This is a genomic window from Streptomyces sp. NPDC059443 (genome assembly GCF_042750105.1).
Taxonomy (GTDB): Bacteria; Actinomycetota; Actinomycetes; order Streptomycetales; family Streptomycetaceae; genus Streptomyces.
Genome location: NZ_JBHYVM010000009.1, coordinates 185,804 through 208,011 on the forward strand (window position 1 = coordinate 185,804; position 22,208 = coordinate 208,011).

Sequence of the window (22,208 nt, forward strand, 5' to 3'; positions counted from 1 at the left end):
CGCTCCCGGCATGTTCGGGCCGGAAAACGAAAAAACCTCTCGCGGGTGCGAGAGGTCTGCGCGCGGGTCTGGGGCACGATGGCCGCCTCCGCGAAGTTCTTTCACGGTTCAGCGGTCACTGCGGACCGGCGCGCTGCTGTCCATAATCATGAGCTGAGCAGGCACGCCCGCAGTGTGCCACAGGCGTCCATACGAATGGACGGACGTCTCACGATACGAGCGCCTCGTCGAGGAATTCCGAGACGTGGGCCAGGATGTCGCCCCGCCCTATCCCGGGCAGGCCGACGGCGACCTGGATGCTGAACCCGTCGAGCAGGGCCCGCAGCCGGGCCCCGAAGCGGTCCGGGTCCACCGGGCGGAACTCCCCGCGCGAGATGCCCTCGGCGAGCAGCGCCACCAGGTCGCGGTGCCAGGCGCCCTCGATGGCCGCCTGGCGGTCCCGCTCCCCCGGTCCGGCGTTCTGCGAGCGGTTCCAGACCTCCAGCCACAGGGTCCAGTGCGGATCCCGGGCGGCCCGGGGCACGTAGAGGTCCACGTATGCCTGGAGGCGCTCGCGCACCGGGCCGAGGCGGGAGAGCAGTGCGCGCCGCTCCGCGCCGAGGGCCGCCTCGCTCCACTCCAGGGTCTGGAGCAGGAGCTCGTCCTTGGTGCGGAAGTAGTAGAGGAGGTGGCCGCTGCTCATGCCGACCTCGCGGCCCAGTCCGGCCATGGTGAGACCGTCCAGACCGCGTTCGGCGATGGTGGCCATGGCGGCGACCAGTACGTCTTCGCGCGGCGGCGCGTTCTTGCGCGCGGCACGTACCTCACCCGCCACCATGGCCCACTCCTCGTTCGGGTCCGCCGTTCCGTCCCCCGGGACGGGTCAGACCTTCGGCTGCTGCTGGGTGATGCAGTGGATACCGCCACCCCCGGCGAAAATCGTACGTGCGTCTACGAGCGTCACGGTCCGTTCGGGGAAGAGACCGCGGAAGATCTCGGCCGCTTCCTCGTCGCGCGGGTCGTCGAAGGCGCACAGGACCACGCCGCCGTTGCAGAGGTAGTGGTTGATGTAGGAGTAGTCGACCCACTCCCCGTCCTCCTCCAGCACGGTCGGCGCCGGGATCTCCACGACCTCCAGCTGCCGGCCCTGGGCGTCGGTGGACGCGCGCAGGATGGCGGCGATGGTCTTGCCGCGCTCGTGGTCCGGGTGGGCCGGGTCGGGCTGGGAGTGGACCATGACCACGCCGGGGCGGGCGAAGGCCGCGACGATGTCCACGTGGCCCTGGGTGCCGTAGGTGCCGTAGTCGCCCGCCAGGCCGTACGGGAGCCAGATCGCCTTGGTGGTGCCCAGGTGGGCGTGGATCTCGGCCTCGACCTGCTCGCGGGTCCAGTCGGAGTTGCGGCCCTTGCCCAGCTGCACGGTGTCGGTGAGCAGGACGGTGCCCTCGCCGTCCACGTGGATGGCGCCGCCCTCGTTGATCAGGGTGGTGCTGTACGTACGGGTCCCGACGATGTCCGACACGTGCCGGGCGATCTTCGAGTCGTGGTCCCAGCGGGCCCACTCCTGGGCGCCCCAGCCGTTGAACGTCCAGTCGACGGCGGCGAGCTCGCCGGCCTCGTTGGTGACGAAGGTCGGGCCGATGTCGCGCATCCAGGCGTCGTTGAGCTCCCGCTCGACGAGCTCCACGTCGTCGCCGACGATGGCGCGGGCGTTGTCGGCGTCACCGGGGGACACGACGAGGGTCACGGGCTCGTACGTGCGGACCGCGCGGGCGACGGCTCCCCAGGCCTGGCGGGCCTCGGCGAGCTCCTGCTCGTTGGTGAAGGTGGGGTTGGGGCTGGGCCAGGCCATCCAGGTGCGCTCGTGGGGCGTCCACTCGGCGGGCATCCGGAAACCGTTGTCCGTGGGCTTTGCAGTCATGGCGGGAGGTCCTTACAAGAAGTACAGGCGGTTGAGGGAGACCGAGTCGGCCGCTTCGGAGCGCAGCGGTTCCCCGTCGAGGGAGACGAGGCCGCTGCGCGCGTCCACATCGACCGCGCCCACCCGGGAGTTCAGGAGGAGGTTCCCCGGGCCGATGCCGCGGGTGCCGCGGACGGCTACGCGGCGGCGGCGGGTCGGCATCTCGTCGCTGCCCAGGGCCGCCGCGGCGGCCGAGACGAAGGCGACGGAGATGTCGGCGGGCGTGGCCCCGTACGAGCCGAACTGCGGTCCGAGGACCAGCGGTTCGCAGGTGTCGGTGGCGGCGTTGGGGTCGCCGGTGACCCCGTAGGCCGGGAAGCCGGACTTGAGGACCAGCTGCGGCTTGGCTCCGAAGAACTGCGGGCGCCACAGCACGATGTCGGCGAGCTTGCCGACCTCGATGGAGCCGATCTCGTGGGCCAGGCCGTGGGCGATGGCGGGGTTGATGGTCAGCTTCGCCATGTAGCGCAGTACGCGGGCGTTGTCGTCGCCCTCGCCGTCGCCGGCCAGCGGGCCCAGCTCGCCCTTCATCTTGGCGGCCATGGCGAAGGTGCGCCGGATGGTCTCGCCCGCGCGGCCCATGCCCTGGGCGTCGGAGGAGGTGATCCCGATGGCACCCAGGTCGTGGAGCACGTCCTCGGCGCCCATGGTGCCGGCGCGGATCCGGTCGCGGGCCATGGCGGCGTCGCCGGGGAGGTCCGGCTTCAGGTCGTGGACCGAGACGATCATCCCGTAGTGCTCGGCGACCGCGTCCCGGCCGAAGGGCAGGGTCGGGTTGGTGGAGGAGCCGATGACGTTGGGAACGCCCGCCATCTTGAGGACGTTGGGGACGTGTCCGCCGCCGCAGCCCTCGATGTGGAAGGCGTGGATGGTCCGGCCGTCCAGCACGCGCAGGGTGTCCTCGACGGAGAGGCACTCGTTGAGGCCGTCGCTGTGCAGGGCGACCTGTACGTCGTACTCCTCGGCCACGCGCAGGGCGGTGTCCAGGGCGCGGGTGTGCGCGCCCATGTCCTCGTGGACCTTGAATCCGGAGGCGCCGCCCTCGGCCAGGGCCTCGATCAGCGGGGCCGGTTCCGAGGAGGAGCCGCGGGCGAGGAAGCCGATGTTGACGGGCCAGGCGTCGAAGGCGTTGAAGGCGTGCTTCAGCGCCCACGGGGAGTTGACGCCCACGCCCCAGACCGGCCCGAACTCCTGGCCGATGATCGTGGTGACGCCCGCGGCCAGCGAGGCCTCCATGATGCGCGGGGAGAGCAGGTGCACGTGGGTGTCGACGGCGCCGGCGGTGGCGATCAGGCCCTCGCCGGAGACGATCGACGTGCCCGTGCCGACGACCACGTCCACCCCGTCGAGGGTGTCGGGGTTCCCGGCCCGGCCGATCGCGTGGATGCGGCCTTCGCGGATGCCGATGGAGACCTTGCGGATGCCGAGGACGGCGTCGATGACCAGGACGTTGCTGATGACGACGTCGCAGGTCTCGCGGACGGCGGCGGCCTTCAGGTGCAGGCCGTCGCGGGCGGTCTTGCCGAAGCCGGCCAGGAACTCGTCCCCGGGCTTCTGGGAGTCGGATTCCACCCGGACGGTCAGCCCGGAGTCGCCGAGCCGGACCCGGTCCCCGGCGCGGGGGCCGAAGACGGAGGCGTACTCGTGCGGGTCGATGTGGCGGCTGCCGGGTGCGCAGTGGTCGCTGTGGGGGGTCTGGCGGCTCACGCCCGTGCTCCTTCGCTACCGGTGTCGGGTACGCCGAGGTAGCCGCAGGCGGCGGCGCGGCGCAGGGCTTCGTCCTTGGCGCCGGGGGCGTCCAGCGGGCCGTCGACCAGGCCGGCGAAGCCGATGGCGACGCGCTCGCCGCCGATCGGGACCAGCCCGACCTCGCCCTCGCCGTGCGGGTCGAACCGTACGGACGAGCCCGCGGGCACGCACAGGCGCATGCCGTAGGCCGCCGCGCGGTCGAAGTCGAGGCGGGGGTTGGCCTCGAAGAAGTGGAAGTGGGAGGTGACGCTGACCGGCACGGAGGCGGTGTTGCGCACCTGGAGGTGGATCACGGGCTCCGGCTGGGGGGCGCCGGGGCCGGGTACGACCGCGCCGGGGGCGTTCTCGCCCAGGCCGAGGGCGCCGCGGATCGGGGAGGAGACCACGGCGAGGCGGGATCCGTCGTCGAAGACGGCCTCCACGTGCACCTCGGTGACCACGTCGCTGACGCCGGGCAGGACATCGTCGGGGCCCAGTACCGAGCGGGCTTCCTCGATGGCCTCCGCCAGCCGCTTGCCGTCGCGCGCGGCCTCGCAGACGGTGTCCGCGATGAGCGCGGTCGCCTCGGGGACGTTGAGCCTGAGCCCGCGGCCCCGTCGGGCCCTGGCCAGTTCCGCAGCGCTGCGGAGGAGCAGCCGGTCGCGCTCCGTAGGGGTCAGCCGCACGCCGATCCACCACCTTTTGAGTCAATGGGTTAGAGCATCACTCTAACTCTTCATTTCTCTGCAATGAAGCATTGACCTGAGACCAGGCCTTAGGTCACATTGAGTGTCGCTCAAACATTGCATTGCCACCCCCCGCCCTGCCAAGGGAGTCCCCCCATGCCCATCGAACAGCGCGGAGTCGACACCATCCCGGAGGAGGAGCGAACGAGCGGTCCCCGTGACCTGATCTCGATCCTCCTCGGCTCCAATCTCTGCCTCGGTGTGATCGTCTTCGGCTGGCTGCCCCCGTCCTTCGGACTGGGACTGTGGCCCTCGCTCACCGCCATCGTGACCGGCACCGTCGTCGGAATCGCCGTCACCGCGCCGCTGGCGCTGGTCTCCCTGCGCACGGCGACCAACCTCTCCACCTCCAGCGGAGCCCAGTTCGGCGTACGCGGCCGGCTCGTCGGCTCGATCGTGGGCCTGCTGCTCTCGCTCGGCTACACCGCGCTGACCCTGTGGATCGGCGGCGACGTCATGGTCGGCGCCCTCTCCCGGCTCACCGGACTCCCGGACACCGGCGTATCGCGGGCCGCGATGTACGGCGTACTCGCCGCGTGTACGGTCGTCGGAGCCGTCTTCGGCTACCGACTGCTGCTGCGCATGAGCAAGGTGCTCTCCATCGGCATGGTGATCCTGCTGGCCATCGGCATCTACGCCTACGCCCCCGACTTCACCGGCACCGCGGCGGAGACCTCGTACCTGCTCGGGTCCTTCTGGCCGACCTGGCTGCTCGCCGCCGTCGCCGCCGGGCTCAGCGGCCCCGTCGCCTTCATCACCCTGCTCGGCGACTACACCCGCTACGTCTCCCCCGCGAAGCACAGCCCCCGCAAGGTGTTCTGGGCCACCGGCTTCGGCCTGCTGATCGGCCTGCTGATACCGCAGCTGTTCGGCACCTACACCGCGCTCGCCGCCGGGGCCGGGGCCGACGACTACGCCGGGCCGCTCGTCGCCTCCTCGCCGTTCTGGTACCTGGTGCCACTGCTCGTCGCCGCCGCGGCCGGCTCGGTGGGCAACGCCGGGCTGATGCTCTACTCCATGGGCCTCGACCTCGACGCGATCGTCCCCAAGGCCACCCGCACCAAGGCCACCGTGATCGCCGCGGCCGTCGCCACCACGTTCGTCTTCTTCGGCTCCTTCGAGTGGAACGTGCAGTCCGCGATGACCTCCTTCGTGCTGCTGCTGACCGCCATCGGCACCCCGTGGGCCGTGATCACCCTGATCGGCTTCGTGCGCTGCCGCGGGCAGTACGACGCCGACGCGCTCCAGGTCTTCAACCGCCGCGCCAAGGGCGGGATCTACTGGTACCGCGCCGGCTGGAACCTGCGCGCCACCGCCTCCTGGGCGATCGGCGCCGGCGTCGGCCTGCTGGCCGTGAGCACCCCCTTCTACGAGGGCCCGCTGCTCGCCGTGACCGGCGGAGTGGACTGCTCCTTCATCTTCTCCGGCCTGGCCGGCGGCCTGGTCTACACGGCCCTGACCGCCCGCACCGCCCCCGCCGCGGCCGTGGAGGCCGTCGAGGAGCCGGTCGCCGCGTAGGCCTCCGCTCCCCGTACACACGAAGGCCCGCGCCCCCCGGGAGGGGGGGGCGGGCCGCCGGCGTGAGTGCGCGCCGCGCGATCCCCACCGGTGGCTCCACGCCGGGGGGTCGCTCGCGGTCGTGCGGCGGGGCGGCGCGCCGCCCCCCCCCCCCCCCCACCCCCCCCCCCCCCCCGCCCCCGGGGGGGGGGGCGCCCGGGCCTCGTGCGTACTGCCTGCCGGCTCTAGCCGAGCGGGTGCATCCAGCCGTGGGTGTCGGCGGCGTGGCCGGTCTGGAGGTCCAGGAGCGCCTTGCGGAGCTTCATGGTGACCTCGCCGGGCTGACCGTCGCCCTGGGTCCAGTTGGCGCGCTCGGACTTGACGGAGCCGACCGGGGTGATGACGGCGGCGGTGCCGCAGGCGAAGACCTCGGTCAGGGTGCCGTTCTCGTTGTCGCGCTTCCAGTCCTCGGTGGTGATCCGGCCCTCTTCGGCGGTGTAGCCGAGGTCACGGGCGATGGTGAGGAGGGAGTCGCGGGTGATGCCGGGAAGGAGCGAGCCGGTGAGCTCGGGGGTGACGATGCGCCGGGTCCCGTCCTCGTCCGCGTAGACGAAGTACAGGTTCATCCCGCCCATCTCCTCGATCCAGCGGTGCTCGACGGCGTCCAGCCAGACCACCTGGTCACAGCCGTGCTCGGCGGCCTGGGCCTGCGCGACGAGGGAGGCCGCGTAGTTGCCGCCGGTCTTGGCCGCGCCCGTGCCGCCCTTGGCCGCGCGGACGTACTCCTCGGAGAGCCAGACGGAGACGGGCTTGACCCCGCCGGGGAAGTACGCGCCGGCGGGCGAGGCGATGACGATGAAGAGGAACTCGTTGGCCGGGCGGACGCCCAGGCCGACCTCACTGGCGAACATGAACGGCCGCAGGTACAGCGAGGCCTCGCCGGAGTCCGGCACCCAGTCGCGGTCCTGCTTGATGAGCGCGTCGCAGGCGGCGATGAACAGATCGGCCGGCAGCTCCGGCATCGCCATGCGGCGGGCGGAGGACTGGAAGCGCTCGGCGTTGGCCCGCGGGCGGAAGGTGGCGACGGTGCCGTCGGGCTGCTTGTACGCCTTGAGGCCCTCGAAGATGGTCTGCGCGTAGTGCAGGGTCATGTTCGCCGGGTCCATCGACAGCGGCGCGTACGGGACCAGCTCGGCGTCGTGCCAGCCGCGGCCCTCGGTCCACTTGACCGTCACCATGTGATCGGTGAAGTGGCGGCCGAATCCGGGGTTCGCCAGGATCGCTTCGCGCTCCGCGGCGGACAGGGGGTTCGAGGAGGGCTTCAGCTCGATCGTGGGCGTCGTCGTCATGAGTGCTTGTCCTTCACCGGTTGTGTATGGCGGACCGCGCTCACGGCGTACTAGGACGTCCGAGCTTCCCCGCATTCCGCGGCCTCGCGTTCGATTATCGCGCGGGAGGAGGCTTCGGTGAAACGGGGTGTTTGCGGCCCAGGGGAGATGGTGGCACCCGGGGCCGCACAGGAAAAGCCGCCGGGTGCGGTGGTCGCGACCCGGCGGCTTCCTGAGGTGGGGCTACCGGGTCAGCCGGCTACTCGCGCGGCGAGGGCGTCGCCGATGGCGTCGGTGGAGCGGAAGGTGCCGTCGCGCTCGGCGAGGTCGGCGGAGACCGCGTCCTCGATGCGGACGGCCTGGGCCTCGTAGCCCAGGTGGCGCAGGAGGAGCGCGACCGAGAGGATCGTCGCGGTCGGGTCGGCCTTGCCGGTGCCCGCGATGTCCGGGGCCGAGCCGTGGACGGGCTCGAACATGGACGGGAAGGCGCCGGTCGGGTTGATGTTCCCGGAGGCGGCCAGGCCGATTCCGCCGGTCACGGCGGCGGCCAGGTCGGTGAGGATGTCACCGAAGAGGTTGTCCGTGACGATGACGTCGAAGCGCTCGGGCTGGGTGACGAAGAAGATCGTCGCGGCGTCGACGTGCAGGTAGTCGGTGGTGACCTCGGGGTACTCCTGGCCGACCTTGTCGAAGATGTTCTTCCACATGTGGCCCGCGTACACGAGGACGTTGTTCTTGTGGACCAGCGTCAGCTTCTTGCGCGGGCGGGCGTTGGCCCGCTCGTACGCGTCACGGACCACGCGCTCGACGCCGTACGCCGTGTTGATGCTGACCTCGGTGGCCACCTCGGCCGGGGTACCGGTGCGCAGGCTGCCGCCGTTGCCGGTGTACGGGCCTTCGGTGCCCTCGCGGACCACGACGAAGTCGATCTCCGGACGGCCGGCGAGCGGGGTGGCCGTGTTCGGGAAGAGCTTCGACGGGCGCAGGTTGATGAAGTGGTCGAAGGCGAAGCGGAGCTTCAGCAGCAGACCGCGCTCCAGCACGCCGGACGGGACCGAGGGGTCGCCGATGGCGCCCAGCAGGATCGCGTCGTGGTGCTTGAGGGCTTCGAGCTCCGCTTCCGGGAGGGTCTCACCGGTGCGGTGCCAGCGCTGGGCGCCGAGGTCGTATTCCTTGGTCTCCAGCTTCACATCCTGGGGCAGGACCGCGGTAAGGACCTTGAGGCCCTGAGCCACGACTTCCTGGCCGATGCCATCACCGGGGATCACTGCGAGATTGATGCTGGTCGACATGGTGGAACCGTACTCCTTGTCCCATCCCTCAGACATATTGCGTCCACCATGTGGACGCAATATGTCCGGGGCCGGGCGTGCTCCGGGAGGTGCCCAGCGGCTGGTCAGCGGCTGGCCGGCGACCGGTCAGTGGCCGGTCGAGCCGCCGTTGTCGCGGCGGTCCAGCGCCCGCTGGAGGGCGGCGGCCGCGTTCTTGCGGTCGGCGTCCGCGGAGGCGGAGTGGCGGACACGGCGGGTGGTGGTGGAGGGGGCGTGCGTCATGGTGATCGACTCCTTGAGATCAAAACGCGGCGGGGCCGCGGATGAGGGGTTCCTTCAAGGCGCCGGATGAGGCGGGGAGCTGTGCGCGGCAGGGGTTGCCTGCCACAGGGCGCACGCTCTCGACCGCCATTCGCCTGATCGGCGAGACGTTCGGCTTCTACAAAGTAGGCCAGCCCCCGCTGTATGTCTTCGCAATTACTCGGACTTCCTACTATCTGAGACGCGAAACCCCTCGGAAGGCCCCGGTCCAGGGGTCCGATTCGCCGCCAGAAAGAGCTGTTTTCGCTGGTCAGAACCATGAGTTACGCGGGTGCACCCATTCCGGTGGAGTGACGTACCCCACCCGCCCCAACGGCCCCGCGGACCTCCGGGCAGGCTCACCCGAACGGGGAACCCACTGGGGGCCCGCCGGGGGGCCGCCGGGGGACCCGCCGGGGGATCACGGACGAGCCGCTCCGCCCGCGACACGCATTGGTTCACTCTCGCACCAATCCACGGGAGGCCCCGGAGCGGGCCTCCACCCCAAGCAGACCCTGGCAGGGCGCACCGCACGATTCCAGCCACCCGGATGTTCACCGAGTTCTTACCGCACGGATGTAGACCTTTGGCCCGGCTGCCGCCACTCTTGCCGTCAATGTGCCAGCCGGGCACCTGAGTTGGAGGCGAGTAGCCAGTGACACCGATCAGCCGCAGAGGATTCGTGGGAATCGGCGCCGGGCTGATGGCAGGCGCCGCCCTGCCCGCGATCGCACCGACGTCGGCGGCCGCCGCCGACGCGTCCGGCACGATCACCGATGTGAAGCACGTGGTGATCCTGATGCAGGAGAACCGCAGCTTCGACCACTACTTCGGCAAGCTGAAGGGTGTCCGCGGCTTCAGCGACCGCGCCGCCGGCAACATCCCGGGCGGCTGGGGCACGTTCAACCAGCCCAACTGGGGCGGCCGCCAGTACCCGTGGAAGCTCAGCTCCACCCCGGCGGTGGGCGGCGTCGACGGCGAGACCCTCGCCCAGTGCAACGGCGACCTCCCGCACAGCTGGACCTCGCAGCACGCGGCCTGGAACAAGGGCCGCATGGACAACTTCGTCACCGGCGTCGGCAACACCCGCACCCTGGGCTACCTCGACCGCGGCGACATACCGTTCCACTACGGCCTCGCCGACAACTACACCATCTGCGACGCCTACTTCTGCTCCACCCTGAGCGCGACGGGCCCCAACCGCACGTTCCTGTGGAGCGGCAAGGTCGACTCCGGCAGCAAGGACGGCGGCGACGAGTCCGGGCTGACCTGGGAGACGTACGCCGAGGCCCTCCAGCGTGCCGGGATGAGCTGGAAGGTCTACCAGAACGCCCAGGACAACTACGGGGACAACGGTCTGGCCTACTTCAAGAAGTTCACGGACGCCAAGCCGGGCGACCCCCTGTGGGACCGCGGCATGGGCTCCGTCCCCAAGGTCACCGGCTCCACCCCCGACGACATCGCCGCCGCCATCCGCGCGGACGTGGTCGCCGGCACCCTCCCCCAGGTCTCCTGGGTCGTGGCGAACGAGGCCTTCTCCGAGCACCCGTACGCCCCGCCCGGCGACGGCGCGCACTTCGTGGACCTGGTCTACCGCGCCCTGTCGGCGAACCCCGAGGTCTTCGACTCCACCGTCCTCTTCCTCAACTACGACGAGAACGACGGCTTCTTCGACCACGTCCCGCCGCCGATCGCCCCGCCCGGCACGGCCGGCGAGTACATCGACGGCGTCCCGATCGGGCTCGGCTTCCGCGTCCCGATGATCGTGATGTCCCCGTGGACCCGCGGCGGCTGGGTGAGCTCCGAGGTCTTCGACCACACCTCGGTCCTGCGCTTCATGGAGACCTGGACCTCCGCCCTGGGCACCCCGGCCGCCTGTCCGAACATCAGCGCGTGGCGCCGCAAGGTCACGGGCGACCTGACCGGCGTCTTCGACTTCGCGCACCCGGTCTACGGGGTCCCCGCGGGCCTCCCGTCCACGGCCAAGGTCATCGGCCAGGCGACCTGCGGCCCGCTCTCCAACCCGGCGCCGCAGGACAACGCGCAGCCGGTGCAGGAGGCCGGGACGCGGCCCGCGCGCGCCCTTCCGTACCAGGTGAACGGAAACCTGGACCGCTTCGAGTTCGGGGCGGCCGGCAAGATCCTCGCCTGGTTCTCGATGACGAACGCGGGCGCGGAGGCGAAGCAGGCGGCGCACTTCTCGATCCACCCGCACCAGTACCGGGACACGGCCGCCTGGCAGTACACGGTGGACCCGGGCGCGACGTCGACGGACTACTTCAACATCGGGCTCGGCAGCGGCTCCGGGAAGTACGACATCTCGATGTACGGGCCGAACCGCTTCCTGCGGCGCTTCATCGGCGACGCGTCGAAGGCGGGCAAGTCGATCGAGGTCGCGTCCCGCTTCGCGGTGGAGCCGGGCACGGGCAAGACGGCCGTCTACTTCAAGATGACCAACAGCTCGGCCTCCCCGGTCACCTTCACCATCCGCTCGAACGCCTACCGCACGGACGGCCCGTGGACCTACACGGTCCCGGCGAACTCCTCGCACGAGGACTACTTCAACGCCGTCGCCTACAGCAACGGCTGGTACGACTTCACGATCCTCGCCGACTCCGACGGCACCTGGTCCCGCCGCTACACGGGCCACATCGAGTCGGGCGCGCCGAGCATCAGCGGCAGCTAGAGAACGTCCCCGTCCCGCCAGTCGAAGTGAAGCGGCCCCGGGGGGGGGGGGGGGGGGGGGCCCCCCCCCCCCCCCCCCCCCCCCCCGCCGCAGCCCCCCCCCCCCCCCCGCCCGCCGCGGGGGGGCCCCGCGCCCGCCCCCCCCCGGGCCCGAGCACCCCGATCTCCCCGCCCCACACCTGCCAGCCCCGCCCGGCGTACAGCCGGGCCCCGGCGGCGGAAGCACTGAGCGCGCCGAGCACGTAGGCCCGCGCGACGACCCCCTCCAGCGCGTGCATCCCGCCGAGCGCGTGCTCGAAGTCCTCGTCCCCGAACTCCCCCGCGAAGGCGTCGTCGAGCAGGTCCCGCACCTGACGCGCCTCCCCTTCGCCGAGCTGTGCGGTGTGCCGCAGAATCACGGCTCGTGCGTCCCGGTCACCCATCCCCGGACCGTACCAATCGGCCCCGTCCCACGCCGTGCCCCGGCATGCGGACGCGCGGTGGCGCTCACCGGCCGGATTCGGCCGATGTGGGGCTGGCGGTCTGGACCATTGCCTCGGCAGACTCGGCCCATGTCTTCCGATACCCAGCAGTGGACCCCGATCCACGGCCAGCCGTACCGTCCCGCCCCCTACCGGCCCGAGCGGATGGCGAGCGAGGAATCCCTCGCGCGCGCCGCCGAGTTGCGCGCGCGGATGGACGAGCGCAGGACCGTACGCCACTTCTCCCCCGACCCGGTGCCCGAGCAGGTGGTCCGGGACGCCATCGCCTGCGCCGCGACCGCGCCCTCCGGGGCGCACCAGCAGCCGTGGACCTTCGTCCTGGTCAAGGACCCGGCCGTACGGGAGCAGATCCGCGCGGCCGCCGAGCTGGAGGAGCAACTGTCCTACGACGGCCGCCTCGGGGAGGAATGGCTCGCGGCCCTGCGCCCCATCGGCACGGACGCCGTCAAGACCCACCTCACCGACGCCCCGGCGCTGATCGTGGTCTTCCAGCAGCGCTACTGGCTGGGCGAGGACGGCACGAAGCACAAGCACTACTACGTGGACGAGTCGGTCGGCATCGCCGTCGGCATGCTCCTGTCCGCCCTCCACCTGTCCGGCCTGGCCGCCCTGATCCACACGCCGAGCCCGATGCGCTTCCTCTCCCAGGTCCTCGACCGCCCCGAGAACGAGAAGGCCTTCGCCGTCATCCCGGTGGGCTACCCAGCGCCCGACTGCGAGGTCCCGGACCTACTCCGCAAGTCCCTGGACCAGGTCATGGTGGAGGTCTAGGGGCGCGCCCGCACCGCGCGGAGTTACCGTGGGCCTCGCACAAGATCCACAACGGGAGGTCCCCCTTGCTCCGCATCCGCTACGAGGTCAGCGGCGGCCCCGAAGTCCTCTTCGCCGAGGACGCCGCCGTACCCGCTCCGGGGCCCGGTGAGGTGCTCGTGCGGACCGAGGCCGTCGGGGTGACCCTGCCCACCGTCCGCAAGGTGCGGGAGGCGGCCGAGCCTGTGCCCTTCGGCGGCGAGATCGCCGGACGCGTCGCCGCCACCGGCGAGGGGGTCACCGCCTTCGCCGTCGGCGACCGCGTCACGGGGCTGTGCTTCGCCGATGCCTACGCCGAGTTCGCGGTCCTGAACACCGCGATGACCTCCCGGATCCCGGACGGCGCGAGCGCCGTCGAGGCGGTCGCCCTGGTCCGCAGCGGGCTGGTGGCGCGCGGCGCCTACGAGGCCGCACGCGTGCGGCCCGGGGAGTCGGTGCTGGTCACCGCGGCCGCCAGCGCCGTGGGGACGCTCGCCCTGCAGTTCGCCAAGGCCGGCGGGGCCGGCCGCGTCGTCGCCGCCGTCAGCAGCGCCGACAAGGCTGAGTTCGTACGGGGCCTGGGCGCCGACGAGGTCGTCCTGTACGGGGACGCCGACTGGGGAGCCCCGTACGACGTGATCCTCGACGGCGTCGGCGGCGACCTGCTCGGCCCCGCCGTACGGGCCCTGGCGACCGGCGGCCGGCTGGTGGCCTTCGGCTCCGGCGGCGGCACGGTGGAGGCGTACGAGCTCCTGGTCCGCGGTGCCTCGGTGATCGGCTTCCAGATGCGGGCCATCGCCTTCGGCCAGCCCGAACTGTACGAGCGCTGGCGGCGCGAGCTGTGGGAGCTGCGCGACGCGGGCACCTTGCGCACCGCCGTGCACGAGGAGATCCCCCTCGCCGAGGCGGCCCGGGCGCACGCCCTGATCGAGCAGCGCCGCAACCTGGGCAAGGTCGTGCTCGTCCCGTAGGGCCGCGGCCGCCGGGAAATGGAAACCGCCCCCGCTCCGGAATTGGGGGTACCGGAGCGGGGGCGGGGTTCAGAGGGGCGGAGGGTCAGCCCATGTGGGGGTAGCCGTACTCGGTCGGCGCGACCAGGGTCTCCTTGATGGAGCGGGTCGAGGTCCAGCGCTGCAGGTTCGTCGCCGCGCCCGCCTTGTCGTTCGTGCCCGAGGCACGGCCGCCGCCGAAGGGCTGCTGGCCGACGACGGCGCCGGTCGACTTGTCGTTGATGTAGAAGTTGCCCGCCGCGAAGCGGAGCTTCTCCATCGCGTCGGCGGCCGCGTAGCGGTCGGCGGCGATGATCGAGCCGGTCAGGGCGTACGCCGAGACGGACTCCATCTGCGCGAGCATCGCGTCGAAGTCGGCGTCCTCGTAGACGTGGATCGCCAGGATCGGGCCGAAGTACTCGGTCGTGAAGACCTCGTTCTCCGGGTCGGTGCACGCGATGACGGTCGGGCGGACGAAGTAGCCCTCCGAGTCGTCGTACGTGCCGCCCGCGACGATCTCGCAGGTCGGGTCGGCGATGGCCCGGTCGATCGCGGCCTTGTTCTTCGCGAAGGAGCGCTCGTCGATGACCGCGCCGATGAAGTTCGACAGGTCGCGGACGTCACCCATGGCGATGCCGTCGACCTCGGCCGCGAAGGCCTCCTTGAAGCCGTCGTTCCAGATCGAGGCCGGGACGTAGGCGCGCGAGGATGCCGAGCACTTCTGGCCCTGGAACTCGAAGGAGCCGCGGGTCAGCCCGGTCTTCAGGATCGCGCGGTCCGCGGACGGGTGCGCGACGACGAAGTCCTTGCCGCCGGTCTCGCCGACCAGGCGCGGGTAGGACTTGTACTTCTCGATGTTGGTGCCGACCGTCTTCCACAGGTGCTGGAAGGTCTTGGTCGAACCGGTGAAGTGGATGCCCGCGAGCTCCGGGTGGGTCAGCGCCACGTCGGAGACGGCGATGCCGTCGCCCGTCACCAGGTTGATGACGCCCTTCGGCAGGCCGGCCTCCTCCAGCAGCTCCATGAGGAGGACCGCGGAGTGGGTCTGCGTCGGGGACGGCTTCCACACGACCACGTTGCCCATCAGGGCGGGGGCGGTCGGCAGGTTGCCGGCGATGGCCGTGAAGTTGAACGGCGTGATCGCGTAGACGAAGCCTTCGAGCGGGCGGTGGTCGCTGCGGTTCCACACGCCGGCGGAGTTCGCGACCGGCTGCTCGGCCAGGATCTGGCGGGCGAAGTGGACGTTGAAGCGCCAGAAGTCGACGAGCTCGCACGGGGTGTCGATCTCGGCCTGCTGCGCGGTCTTCGACTGGCCGAGCATGGTGGACGCGGCGAGCTTCTCGCGCCACGGACCGGACAGCAGCTCGGCGGCGCGCAGGATGATCGCGGCGCGGTCGTCGAAGGACATCGAGCGCCAGGCCGGGGCGGCGGCCAGGGCGGCGTCGACGGCCTCCTGGGCGTCGGCCCGGGTGGCGTTCGCGTAGGTGCCGATGACCGACTTGTGGTCGTGCGGCTGCACGACGTCGAAGCGCTCGCCGCCGCCCATCCGCTTGACGCCGTTGATGGTCATCGGGAGGTCGATCGGGTTCTCGGACAGCTGCTTGAGCTGCGTTTCGAGGCGCGCGCGCTCCGGGGTGCCGGGGGCGTACGAGTGGACCGGCTCGTTGACCGGCGCGGGGACCTGGGTCACAGCATCCATGGGGCTGGTAACTCCTTGAGCTGGGGTGAGGGGCCTTGAGCTGAGGGGATGTGCCTTGAGCTAGTGGGGTGCCTAGTTCTTGGTGATCATCGAGCGGAGGAAGAAGAGGAGGTTGGCCGGCTTCTCGGCGAGGCGCCGCATGAAGTAGCCGTACCAGTCCGTCCCGTACGCCGTGTAGACGCGCATCCGGTGTCCTTCGGCGGCCAGCCGCAGGTGCTCCTCGCCGCGGATGCCGTACAGCATCTGGAACTCGTACTCGTCGAGCTTGCGTCCCGCCTGACGGGCGAGCTCCTGGCCGATGGCGATCAGGCGCGGGTCGTGGGACCCGATCATCGGGTAGCCCTCGCCCTCCATCAGGATCTTCATGATGCGGACGTACGCCTTGTCGATCTCGGCCCTGTCCTGGTACGCGACCTCGGCGGGCTCCTTGTAGGCGCCCTTGACGATGCGTACGCGGCTGCCCGCGGCGGCCAGGCGCCGGGCGTCGGCCTCGGTGCGGAAGAGGTACGCCTGGATCACGCAGCCGGTCTGCGGGAACTCGCGGCGCAGCTCCTCGTGGATGGCGAACATCGAGTCGAGGGTGGTGTGGTCCTCGGCGTCCAGGGTGACGGTGGTGCCGATGGCCGCGGCGGCCTCGACGACCGGGCGGACGTTGGCGAGGGCGAGCTCGTGGCCGCCTTCCAGCGCCTGGCCGAACATCGACAGCTTGACCGACATCTCGACGGTCTCGCCGAGGCCCAGGTGCGTGAGCTGCTCGATGAGCTGGAGGTACGCGTCGCGCGCGGCGTGCGACTGCTCCACGGTGGTGATGTCCTCGCCGACGACGTCGAGGGTCACCTCCAGCCCCTTGCTCGTGAGGTCCTCGACGATCGGGATGACCTGGTCGACCGTCTCACCGGGGATGAACCGGTTCACCACGGGCTTGGTCACCGGGGCGGCAGAGACGATTCGGCGCATCTTGTCGCTGCGCGAGGCGGCGAGGATCGCGGGACCCAGCACGGGTACCTCCAACGGTGACGGGCAGAAGCCGACATAAGGCCGATGTCGGGACGACGGCGGCCATCAGGGAAACGTAAGTAAAACCACCGTGAAACCTAGGGATCTCCACGATCCTCTGCCATCGACAGCTGTCACGCATCCGTGGCCGGGATCTCATACATCTGTCTGAAGAGCCGCTCGCGGGGTGGGAGAATGTCCGCGTGAAGGGCGATTACCAGGACCTGGTGGACGAGATCTCGGCGCTGCTCGGCGCTCCGGCGACGCTGGAGAACCGGGACTTCCGCCTCATCGCCTTCGGCGCGCACGACAGCGATGACGACCTGGCCATGGATCCCGTACGGACCCGCTCGATCCTCACCCGCCAGTCGACGGCGGCCGTCCGCTCCTGGTTCGAGGCCTTCGGCATCGCCCGCGCCTCCGGACCGGTCCGGATCCCGGCGGCCCCTGAGGCCGGGGTGTTCCGGGGTCGGATCTGCCTGCCGGTGCGCTACCGGGGGATCGTCCAGGGCTACGTGTGGCTCCTCGACCAGGAGCCCGGCATCGACGCGGGGGCGCTGGCCGCGGCCATGGAGGTGGCCCAGCGAATCGGGGTCCTCCTCGCGGAGGAGGCCCGCGCGGGGGCGGACCTGTCCCGGGAGTTCCGCGCGGTGCTCACCGCCGGGCGCGGCTGGCAGCAGGACATGGCGGTGGCAGCGCTACGGGTGGCACTCGGTCCGGGGGCCGACGGACCGCACGCGGCGGTGTGCGTGAGCCCGTGGCCCGGGGAGGCTCCGGCTTCGGTCCCCGGAGCGGCGGCGGTCTGCGTGGCCCCCCGGCCGGGAGCCTCCGACGAGGAGCCCCGGACGGGCCCGGCCGACACCGCCGGCGGCGGCAGCGGTGGCAGCGGCCCGGCCGGGCAGTCGCTGGCGGTGCTGATCCGGCTCCGGGGCTCGGACGCCCTGGCTCCGGCCCTGACGGCCGTCTCCCGCCTCCTCCCCCGCGCGACGCCGGGCCCGGGCACCGCTGGGGGCCCCGGGGTCACCGCCGGGGTGTCCGACCCCGTGCGGGCTCTCGCGGGACTGCCGGCCGCCTGGCAGCAGGCCACGGCGGCGGCGCGGGCCGCCACCGCGCGGCCGGGGCTGGGGCCGGTCGCGCAGTGGTCCGCGATCGGGCCCTACCGGATGCTGGCCTCCGTGACCGCCGAGGCCCTGGACGATCCGGCGGCCCGCACCCTGCTCGGCCCGGCCCACACCGAACTCGCCCGGACCGCCGAGGTGTTCCTGGACTGCGCCGGCCAGGCGGGCCGCGCGGCGGCGGCCCTGGGCATCCACCGCCAGACCCTGTACTACCGCCTCGCCCGGGTGGAACAGCTGACCGGCCTGGACCTGGATGAGGGCGAGGACCGGCTGTTGCTCCACATGTCCCTCAAGGCGGCCCGCCTGCACCGGTAGGGACAACCGGGTCCGATCAGCCCTGGTCCCCGGCTTCGGGACCGGTCCCGACCCCGGGCGCCGTCTTCGCCATCCCCGCCGCCGCCCGCCGCATCCCTTCGGTCAGGTCCGCCGGGCTCGCGGCCGACGCCGGATCGAAGAGCCACTGGAGCATGAACCCGTTCAGCAGGGCCTGGTAGAAGACGCCGGTCGTCCTCAGGTCGTCCTCGGTCAGCTCCTCCTCGGGCACCCCGGTGAACATCGAGACCAACCCCTTGCGCCCCTCCCCCTGCGAGGCGGCGAGCATCGCCCGCAGCTCCGGCAGCCGGTCCCGGGCGAGCGCGACCTCCATGCTGGCCGCCCAGATCGGGCCCGACGCCTCGTGTCCGGCGTACACCCCGTCCCACACCGAACGGAAGCGCTCCAGCGAGCCGCCCTCACCGGTCATACCGGCCGTGAACTGGGCGCCCCACTCCTCGATCAGGGCGATGAACGCCTGCGTCAGGAGCGCGTCCTTGGAGCCGTAGTGGTAGCCGATGGAGGCCAGATTCGCACCCGAGGCCTTGACGATGTCTCGCGCGGTCGTCCCCACGAAACCCTTCTCGACCAGGCACTTCTTGGCGCCCTCCAGCAGATCTTCGCGATGTCCCATGGCCCCAACGGTAGCAAGACGTCCGTATAAGACAACCGTTCCACACGACCACCCGTGCGACCGTCCGTGCGACCGCTCCAAGAATCTATACAGCCGTACTAGACAGACGTTTATGACGCTTGTACATTACTGCTCATGACGAACCCCGCAGCACGTCTCGCCGGTCGCCGGGAATGGATCGCCTTCACCGTTCTCGTGCTTCCCCTGCTCCTGGTCTCGATGGACGTCTCCGTCCTCTACTTCGCCATCCCGGCCATCACCCGGGAGCTCGACCCCAGCGCCACCCAGCAGCTCTGGATCTTCGACAGCTACGCCTTCGCCCTCTCCGGCCTGCTGATCACGATGGGCTCGCTCGGGGACCGGATCGGCCGCCGCAAGCTGCTGCTGATCGGCGCGGCGGCCTTCGGACTCGCCTCCGTCGGCGCGGCCTACGCCACGAGCGCCGAGATGCTCATCGCGGCCCGCGCCCTCCTCGGCATCGGCGGCGCCACCCTGATGCCCTCCACGCTCGCCCTGGTGCGCAACCTCTTCCAGGACGACAAGGAGCGCGGCAAGGCCATCGCGATCTGGTCCGGCGTCATGACCGGCGGCATCGCCCTCGGTTCGGTGCTGAGCGGCGTGCTGCTGAACCACTTCTGGTGGGGCTCCGTCTTCCTGATCAACGTGCCCGCGATGCTGCTCCTGCTCGCCGTGGTGCCGGTGCTGGTCCCCGAGTTCAAGGACCCGGCCCCCGGCCGCTTCGACCTGCTGAGCGTGCCCCTGTCCATGGCCGCCGTACTGCCGGTGGTCTACGGCCTCAAGGAGATCGCCGCCGAGGGCTTCACCCCGCTCTACGCCGCCTGCCTCGCCGTCGGCCTGGCCTTCGGGTACGGGTTCGTCCGCCGCCAGCGCACCCGTGACGACGCCATGGTCTCCCGGGCCCTCTTCCAGGGCCGCGGGTTCGGCGCCGGCATCGGCCTGAACACCATCGCCGCCTTCGCCATGATGGGCTCGGCCTACTTCACCACCCAGTACCTCCAGTCGGTGCTCGGCATGGGCACCCTCGAAGCCGCCCTCTGGAGCCTGGCGCCCTCCCTGTTCATCGGCGCCGCCGCCCCCGTCAGCGCCGTGCTCGCCCAGAAGACCGACCGGGCCTACGTCATCGCCGGCGGCTTCGTCCTCGCCGCCGCCGGGTTCGCCCTGATCAGCCTGGTGGGCACGGACTCCCTGTGGCTGCTGCTGACCGGCGCCGGCGTCCTCGCCTGCGGCATCGTCACCGTGATGTCCCTGGTCTCCGACATGGCGCTCGGCGCCGCCCCCGCCGAGAAGGCCGGCTCCGCCGCCTCCCTGCTGGAGACCGGCCAGGAATTCGGCGGCGCCCTCGGGATGGCCGTCCTGGGCAGTCTCGGCACCGCCGTCTACCGCTCCGACCTCGCCGGCTCCGAGCCCGCCGTACGGGAGACCTTGGGCGGAGCCGTGGCCACGGCGCAGCAGCTCGGCGGCGCGGCGGGCGGACAGGTCCTGACCCTGGCCCGCGAGGCCTTCGTCCACGGAATGCAGTACGCCGCCTGGGGCGGTACGGTCCTGCTCCTCGCGGCGGCGGTCCTCGCCACGGTCCTGCTGCGGGGCCGCGCGGCTGCCGCCCCGGCCGCGGCGGAGCGGGCCGGGGCCGGCGAAGCGCTCGCGCACTGAACCACGTAGAGCGGTCGGCGCCGTACACACGAAAGGGCCCGGGGAAACCCCGGGCCCTTCGCGCATGTCCTTAGCCGGAAGGTCAGCCGAGGCTGACCGTGCGGGCCGAGACGGCGCCGATCTCGGTGGCGATGTCCGCGAGGACGTTCACCGGGACCTCGGCGTCGACGGTGAGGACCGCGAGGGCCTCTCCGTGCGCCTCGGCGCGGGCGACCTGCATGCCCGCGATGTTCAGGCCGGCCTCGCCGAGGATGCGGCCGACGGTGCCGACCACGCCCGGACGGTCGGCGTAGCGCAGGACGACCATCTGGTCGGCGAGCGCCAGGTCCACGTCGTACTCGCCGATGCCGACGATCTTCTGAAGGTACTTCGGACCCACGAGCGTGCCGGAGACCGAGACCTCCGAGCCGTCCGACAGGGTGCCGCGCACGGTCACCACGTTGCGGTGGTCCGGGGACTCCGAGGAGGTGGTCAGACGGACCTCGACGCCGCGCTCCTGCGCGAACAGCGGGGCGTTGACGTAGGAGACCGTCTCGTCGACGACGTCCTCGAAGACACCCTTGAGCGCGGAGAGTTCGAGCACCTTGACGTCGTGCTGGGTGATCTCGCCGCAGACCTCGACGTCGAGGCGGACCGCGACCTCGCCCGCCAGCGCGGTGAAGATGCGACCGAGCTTCTCGGCGAGCGGCAGGCCCGGACGGACGTCCTCGGCGATGACTCCGCCCTGGACGTTGACCGCGTCGGGCACGAGCTCGCCGGCGAGCGCGAGGCGCACCGACTTGGCGACCGAGACACCGGCCTTCTCCTGGGCCTCGTCCGTGGACGCGCCGAGGTGCGGGGTGCAGACGACCTGGTCGAGCTCGAACAGCGGGGAGTCCGTGCAGGGCTCCTTCGCGTACACGTCGAGACCGGCGCCGGCGACGCGGCCCTCCTTGATGGCCGAGTACAGCGCGGCCTCGTCCACGATCCCGCCGCGGGCGGCGTTGACGATGCGGACGGACGGCTTCACCTTGTGCAGGGCCTCGTCCCCGATGAGACCGACGGTCTCGGGGGTCTTGGGCAGGTGCACGGTGATGAAGTCGGCGACCTCCAGGAGCTCGTCCAGCGTCAGCATCTTGACGCCCATCTGGGCGGCGCGCGCGGGCTGTACGTAGGGGTCGTACGCGACGATCTTCATGCCGAAGGCCGACATCCGCTGGGCGACCAGGACGCCGATGCGGCCGAGGCCGACGACACCGAGGGTCTTCTCGCTGAGCTCGACGCCCGTGTACTTGTTCCGCTTCCACTCGCCGTTCTTCAGCGCGGTGTTGGCCTGCGGAATGAAGCGCGCGGTGGCGACGAGGAGGCCGCAGGCCAGCTCGGCGGCGGTGACGATGTTGGAGGTCGGGGCGTTCACGACCATCACGCCGGCCTTGGTGGCGGCGGAGACGTCGACGTTGTCGAGACCGACTCCGGCGCGGGCGACGACCCTCAGCTTCTTCGCGGCGGCGATGGCCTCGGCGTCGACCTTGGTCGCGGAGCGGACCAGGATGGCGTCGGCGTCCGCGATCGCGGGCAGCAGCTCAGCGCGGTCGGCGCCGTTGCAGTGCCGGATCTCGAAATCCGGGCCGAGCGCCTCGACGGTCGCCGGCGACAGCTCTTCGGCAATGAGTACGACAGGTTTCGAGCTCACGTGGGTCCTCACAAGTCCAGTGCGGACGGCCGTCCCGACGGCCGCAGGCGGTGGAGGGGGTAGCCGCGTGGAAGACGCACGACACTGTGGGCCTGACGCGTTGTGTTGAGCAGTGTAGTGGCGGAATCGGAAAGGAATTCCGCCGCTACGGAAGGATCACCCGTCCGAGCTTGGCCGGGATGGACAAGCGGGCCCCCGAGGGGCCCCATTCCGCGTGCCGGTGGTGCGGTGCGGCGGGGGGGGGGGGGGGCCCCCCCCCGCCCCCCCCCCCCCCCCGAACGCCGAACAGTGGTAGAGAAACCACCCAAACACGAAAAAAGCAAGAGAGGGGGGGAGAGACACCGTGGCGCGG

17 protein-coding genes are annotated in these 22,208 nt (G+C 71.3%); 6 read left to right on the forward strand and 11 right to left on the reverse strand.

Annotated elements, in window-relative coordinates; all coding sequences use genetic code 11:
• Positions 1-208: 208 nt before the first annotated feature.
• From ACFXDJ_RS11980 to ureA, 4 genes are read right to left on the reverse strand one after another with little or no spacing between them, the layout of a single operon-like run.
• Positions 209-817: a TetR/AcrR family transcriptional regulator gene (locus ACFXDJ_RS11980; RefSeq protein WP_384657677.1), complete on the reverse strand. Its 609-nt coding sequence runs from the start codon at positions 815-817 to the stop codon at positions 209-211.
• Between the two features lie 45 nt (positions 818-862).
• On the reverse strand, positions 863-1,900 hold the full coding sequence (locus tag ACFXDJ_RS11985; RefSeq protein WP_384657674.1) for an agmatine/peptidylarginine deiminase: 1,038 nt from the start codon (positions 1,898-1,900) through the stop codon (positions 863-865).
• A gap of 12 nt (positions 1,901-1,912) precedes the next feature.
• Complete coding sequence (locus tag ACFXDJ_RS11990) at positions 1,913-3,595, reverse strand: urease subunit alpha (protein WP_384657691.1); 1,683 nt, start codon at positions 3,593-3,595, stop codon at positions 1,913-1,915.
• Between the two features lie 47 nt (positions 3,596-3,642).
• A complete protein-coding gene (gene ureA, locus ACFXDJ_RS11995) occupies positions 3,643-4,353 on the reverse strand; it encodes an urease subunit gamma (protein WP_384657672.1) in 711 nt (236 codons plus the stop codon).
• Between the two features lie 156 nt (positions 4,354-4,509).
• On the opposite strand from ureA, the gene ACFXDJ_RS12000 reads away from it, so the two are divergent.
• Entirely contained in the window at positions 4,510-5,931 is a 1,422-nt protein-coding gene (locus ACFXDJ_RS12000; protein ID WP_384657669.1) for a cytosine permease, read from the forward strand.
• Positions 5,932-6,155: 224 nt separating this feature from the next.
• Here the strand turns inward: ACFXDJ_RS12000 and ACFXDJ_RS12005 are convergent, their stop codons facing one another.
• The 3 genes from ACFXDJ_RS12005 to ACFXDJ_RS12015 all read right to left on the reverse strand — a co-directional run bounded on the left by ACFXDJ_RS12005 (position 6,156) and on the right by ACFXDJ_RS12015 (position 8,791).
• A complete protein-coding gene (locus tag ACFXDJ_RS12005) occupies positions 6,156-7,259 on the reverse strand; it encodes a branched-chain amino acid aminotransferase (protein ID WP_384657666.1) in 1,104 nt (367 codons plus the stop codon).
• A 230-nt stretch (positions 7,260-7,489) separates the two neighbouring features.
• Positions 7,490-8,530 carry a 3-isopropylmalate dehydrogenase gene (locus ACFXDJ_RS12010; protein WP_384657664.1) on the reverse strand — a complete coding sequence of 347 codons (1,041 nt, stop codon included), beginning with the start codon at positions 8,528-8,530 and terminating at the stop codon, positions 7,490-7,492.
• A 126-nt stretch (positions 8,531-8,656) separates the two neighbouring features.
• Complete coding sequence (locus tag ACFXDJ_RS12015) at positions 8,657-8,791, reverse strand: hypothetical protein (protein WP_384657661.1); 135 nt, start codon at positions 8,789-8,791, stop codon at positions 8,657-8,659.
• A gap of 673 nt (positions 8,792-9,464) precedes the next feature.
• Between ACFXDJ_RS12015 and ACFXDJ_RS12020 the strand changes: the two genes are divergently transcribed.
• The 3 genes from ACFXDJ_RS12020 (at position 9,465) to ACFXDJ_RS12030 (ending at position 13,736) form a co-directional block, all read left to right on the forward strand.
• Positions 9,465-11,495, forward strand: a complete 2,031-nt coding sequence (locus ACFXDJ_RS12020; RefSeq protein WP_384657659.1) for a phosphocholine-specific phospholipase C — start codon at positions 9,465-9,467, stop codon at positions 11,493-11,495.
• Between the two features lie 550 nt (positions 11,496-12,045).
• Positions 12,046-12,747 carry a nitroreductase family protein gene (locus tag ACFXDJ_RS12025; protein WP_384660075.1) on the forward strand — a complete coding sequence of 234 codons (702 nt, stop codon included), beginning with the start codon at positions 12,046-12,048 and terminating at the stop codon, positions 12,745-12,747.
• A gap of 65 nt (positions 12,748-12,812) precedes the next feature.
• On the forward strand, positions 12,813-13,736 hold the full coding sequence (locus ACFXDJ_RS12030) for a zinc-binding alcohol dehydrogenase family protein (protein ID WP_384660078.1): 924 nt from the start codon (positions 12,813-12,815) through the stop codon (positions 13,734-13,736).
• 85 nt (positions 13,737-13,821) lie between these two features.
• On the opposite strand, the gene pruA is transcribed toward ACFXDJ_RS12030, so the two are convergent.
• Both pruA and ACFXDJ_RS12040 read right to left on the reverse strand, forming a co-directional pair.
• Positions 13,822-15,453 (reverse strand): L-glutamate gamma-semialdehyde dehydrogenase, encoded by a 1,632-nt coding sequence (pruA, locus tag ACFXDJ_RS12035; protein ID WP_384660081.1) that lies wholly within the window; start codon positions 15,451-15,453, stop codon positions 13,822-13,824.
• Between the two features lie 72 nt (positions 15,454-15,525).
• Positions 15,526-16,452, reverse strand: a complete 927-nt coding sequence (locus tag ACFXDJ_RS12040) for a proline dehydrogenase family protein (RefSeq protein ID WP_384660084.1) — start codon at positions 16,450-16,452, stop codon at positions 15,526-15,528.
• 200 nt (positions 16,453-16,652) lie between these two features.
• Here ACFXDJ_RS12040 and ACFXDJ_RS12045 point away from each other — a divergent pair, with 200 nt between their 5' ends.
• Positions 16,653-17,882, forward strand: coding sequence for a PucR family transcriptional regulator (locus tag ACFXDJ_RS12045; RefSeq protein WP_384660087.1), 1,230 nt, complete (start codon positions 16,653-16,655; stop codon positions 17,880-17,882).
• A gap of 16 nt (positions 17,883-17,898) precedes the next feature.
• Here the strand turns inward: ACFXDJ_RS12045 and ACFXDJ_RS12050 are convergent, their stop codons facing one another.
• Positions 17,899-18,513: a TetR/AcrR family transcriptional regulator gene (locus ACFXDJ_RS12050; RefSeq protein WP_384660090.1), complete on the reverse strand. Its 615-nt coding sequence runs from the start codon at positions 18,511-18,513 to the stop codon at positions 17,899-17,901.
• Between the two features lie 135 nt (positions 18,514-18,648).
• Between ACFXDJ_RS12050 and ACFXDJ_RS12055 the strand changes: the two genes are divergently transcribed.
• The gene (locus tag ACFXDJ_RS12055) at positions 18,649-20,184 is read left to right on the forward strand and encodes an MFS transporter (protein WP_384660093.1); all 1,536 of its coding nucleotides are present in this window, start codon (positions 18,649-18,651) and stop codon (positions 20,182-20,184) included.
• An 82-nt stretch (positions 20,185-20,266) separates the two neighbouring features.
• Here the strand turns inward: ACFXDJ_RS12055 and serA are convergent, their stop codons facing one another.
• A complete protein-coding gene (serA, locus tag ACFXDJ_RS12060) occupies positions 20,267-21,856 on the reverse strand; it encodes a phosphoglycerate dehydrogenase (RefSeq protein WP_384660096.1) in 1,590 nt (529 codons plus the stop codon).
• Between the last annotated feature and the right edge of the window lie 352 nt (positions 21,857-22,208).

What these genes read in the sequence shown, in the direction of transcription:
- ACFXDJ_RS11980 (WP_384657677.1), bottom strand. Translation starts at nt 817, where the DNA reads ATGGTGGCGGGTGAGGTACGTGCCGCGCGCAAGAACGCGCCGCCGCGC.
- ACFXDJ_RS11985 (WP_384657674.1), bottom strand. Translation starts at nt 1,900, where the DNA reads ATGACTGCAAAGCCCACGGACAACGGTTTCCGGATGCCCGCCGAGTGG.
- ACFXDJ_RS12000 (WP_384657669.1), top strand. Translation starts at nt 4,510, where the DNA reads ATGCCCATCGAACAGCGCGGAGTCGACACCATCCCGGAGGAGGAGCGA.
- ACFXDJ_RS12005 (WP_384657666.1), bottom strand. Translation starts at nt 7,259, where the DNA reads ATGACGACGACGCCCACGATCGAGCTGAAGCCCTCCTCGAACCCCCTG.
- ACFXDJ_RS12010 (WP_384657664.1), bottom strand. Translation starts at nt 8,530, where the DNA reads ATGTCGACCAGCATCAATCTCGCAGTGATCCCCGGTGATGGCATCGGC.
- ACFXDJ_RS12015 (WP_384657661.1), bottom strand. Translation starts at nt 8,791, where the DNA reads ATGACGCACGCCCCCTCCACCACCACCCGCCGTGTCCGCCACTCCGCC.
- ACFXDJ_RS12025 (WP_384660075.1), top strand. Translation starts at nt 12,046, where the DNA reads ATGTCTTCCGATACCCAGCAGTGGACCCCGATCCACGGCCAGCCGTAC.
- pruA (WP_384660081.1), bottom strand. Translation starts at nt 15,453, where the DNA reads ATGGATGCTGTGACCCAGGTCCCCGCGCCGGTCAACGAGCCGGTCCAC.
- ACFXDJ_RS12050 (WP_384660090.1), bottom strand. Translation starts at nt 18,513, where the DNA reads ATGGGACATCGCGAAGATCTGCTGGAGGGCGCCAAGAAGTGCCTGGTC.
- ACFXDJ_RS12055 (WP_384660093.1), top strand. Translation starts at nt 18,649, where the DNA reads ATGACGAACCCCGCAGCACGTCTCGCCGGTCGCCGGGAATGGATCGCC.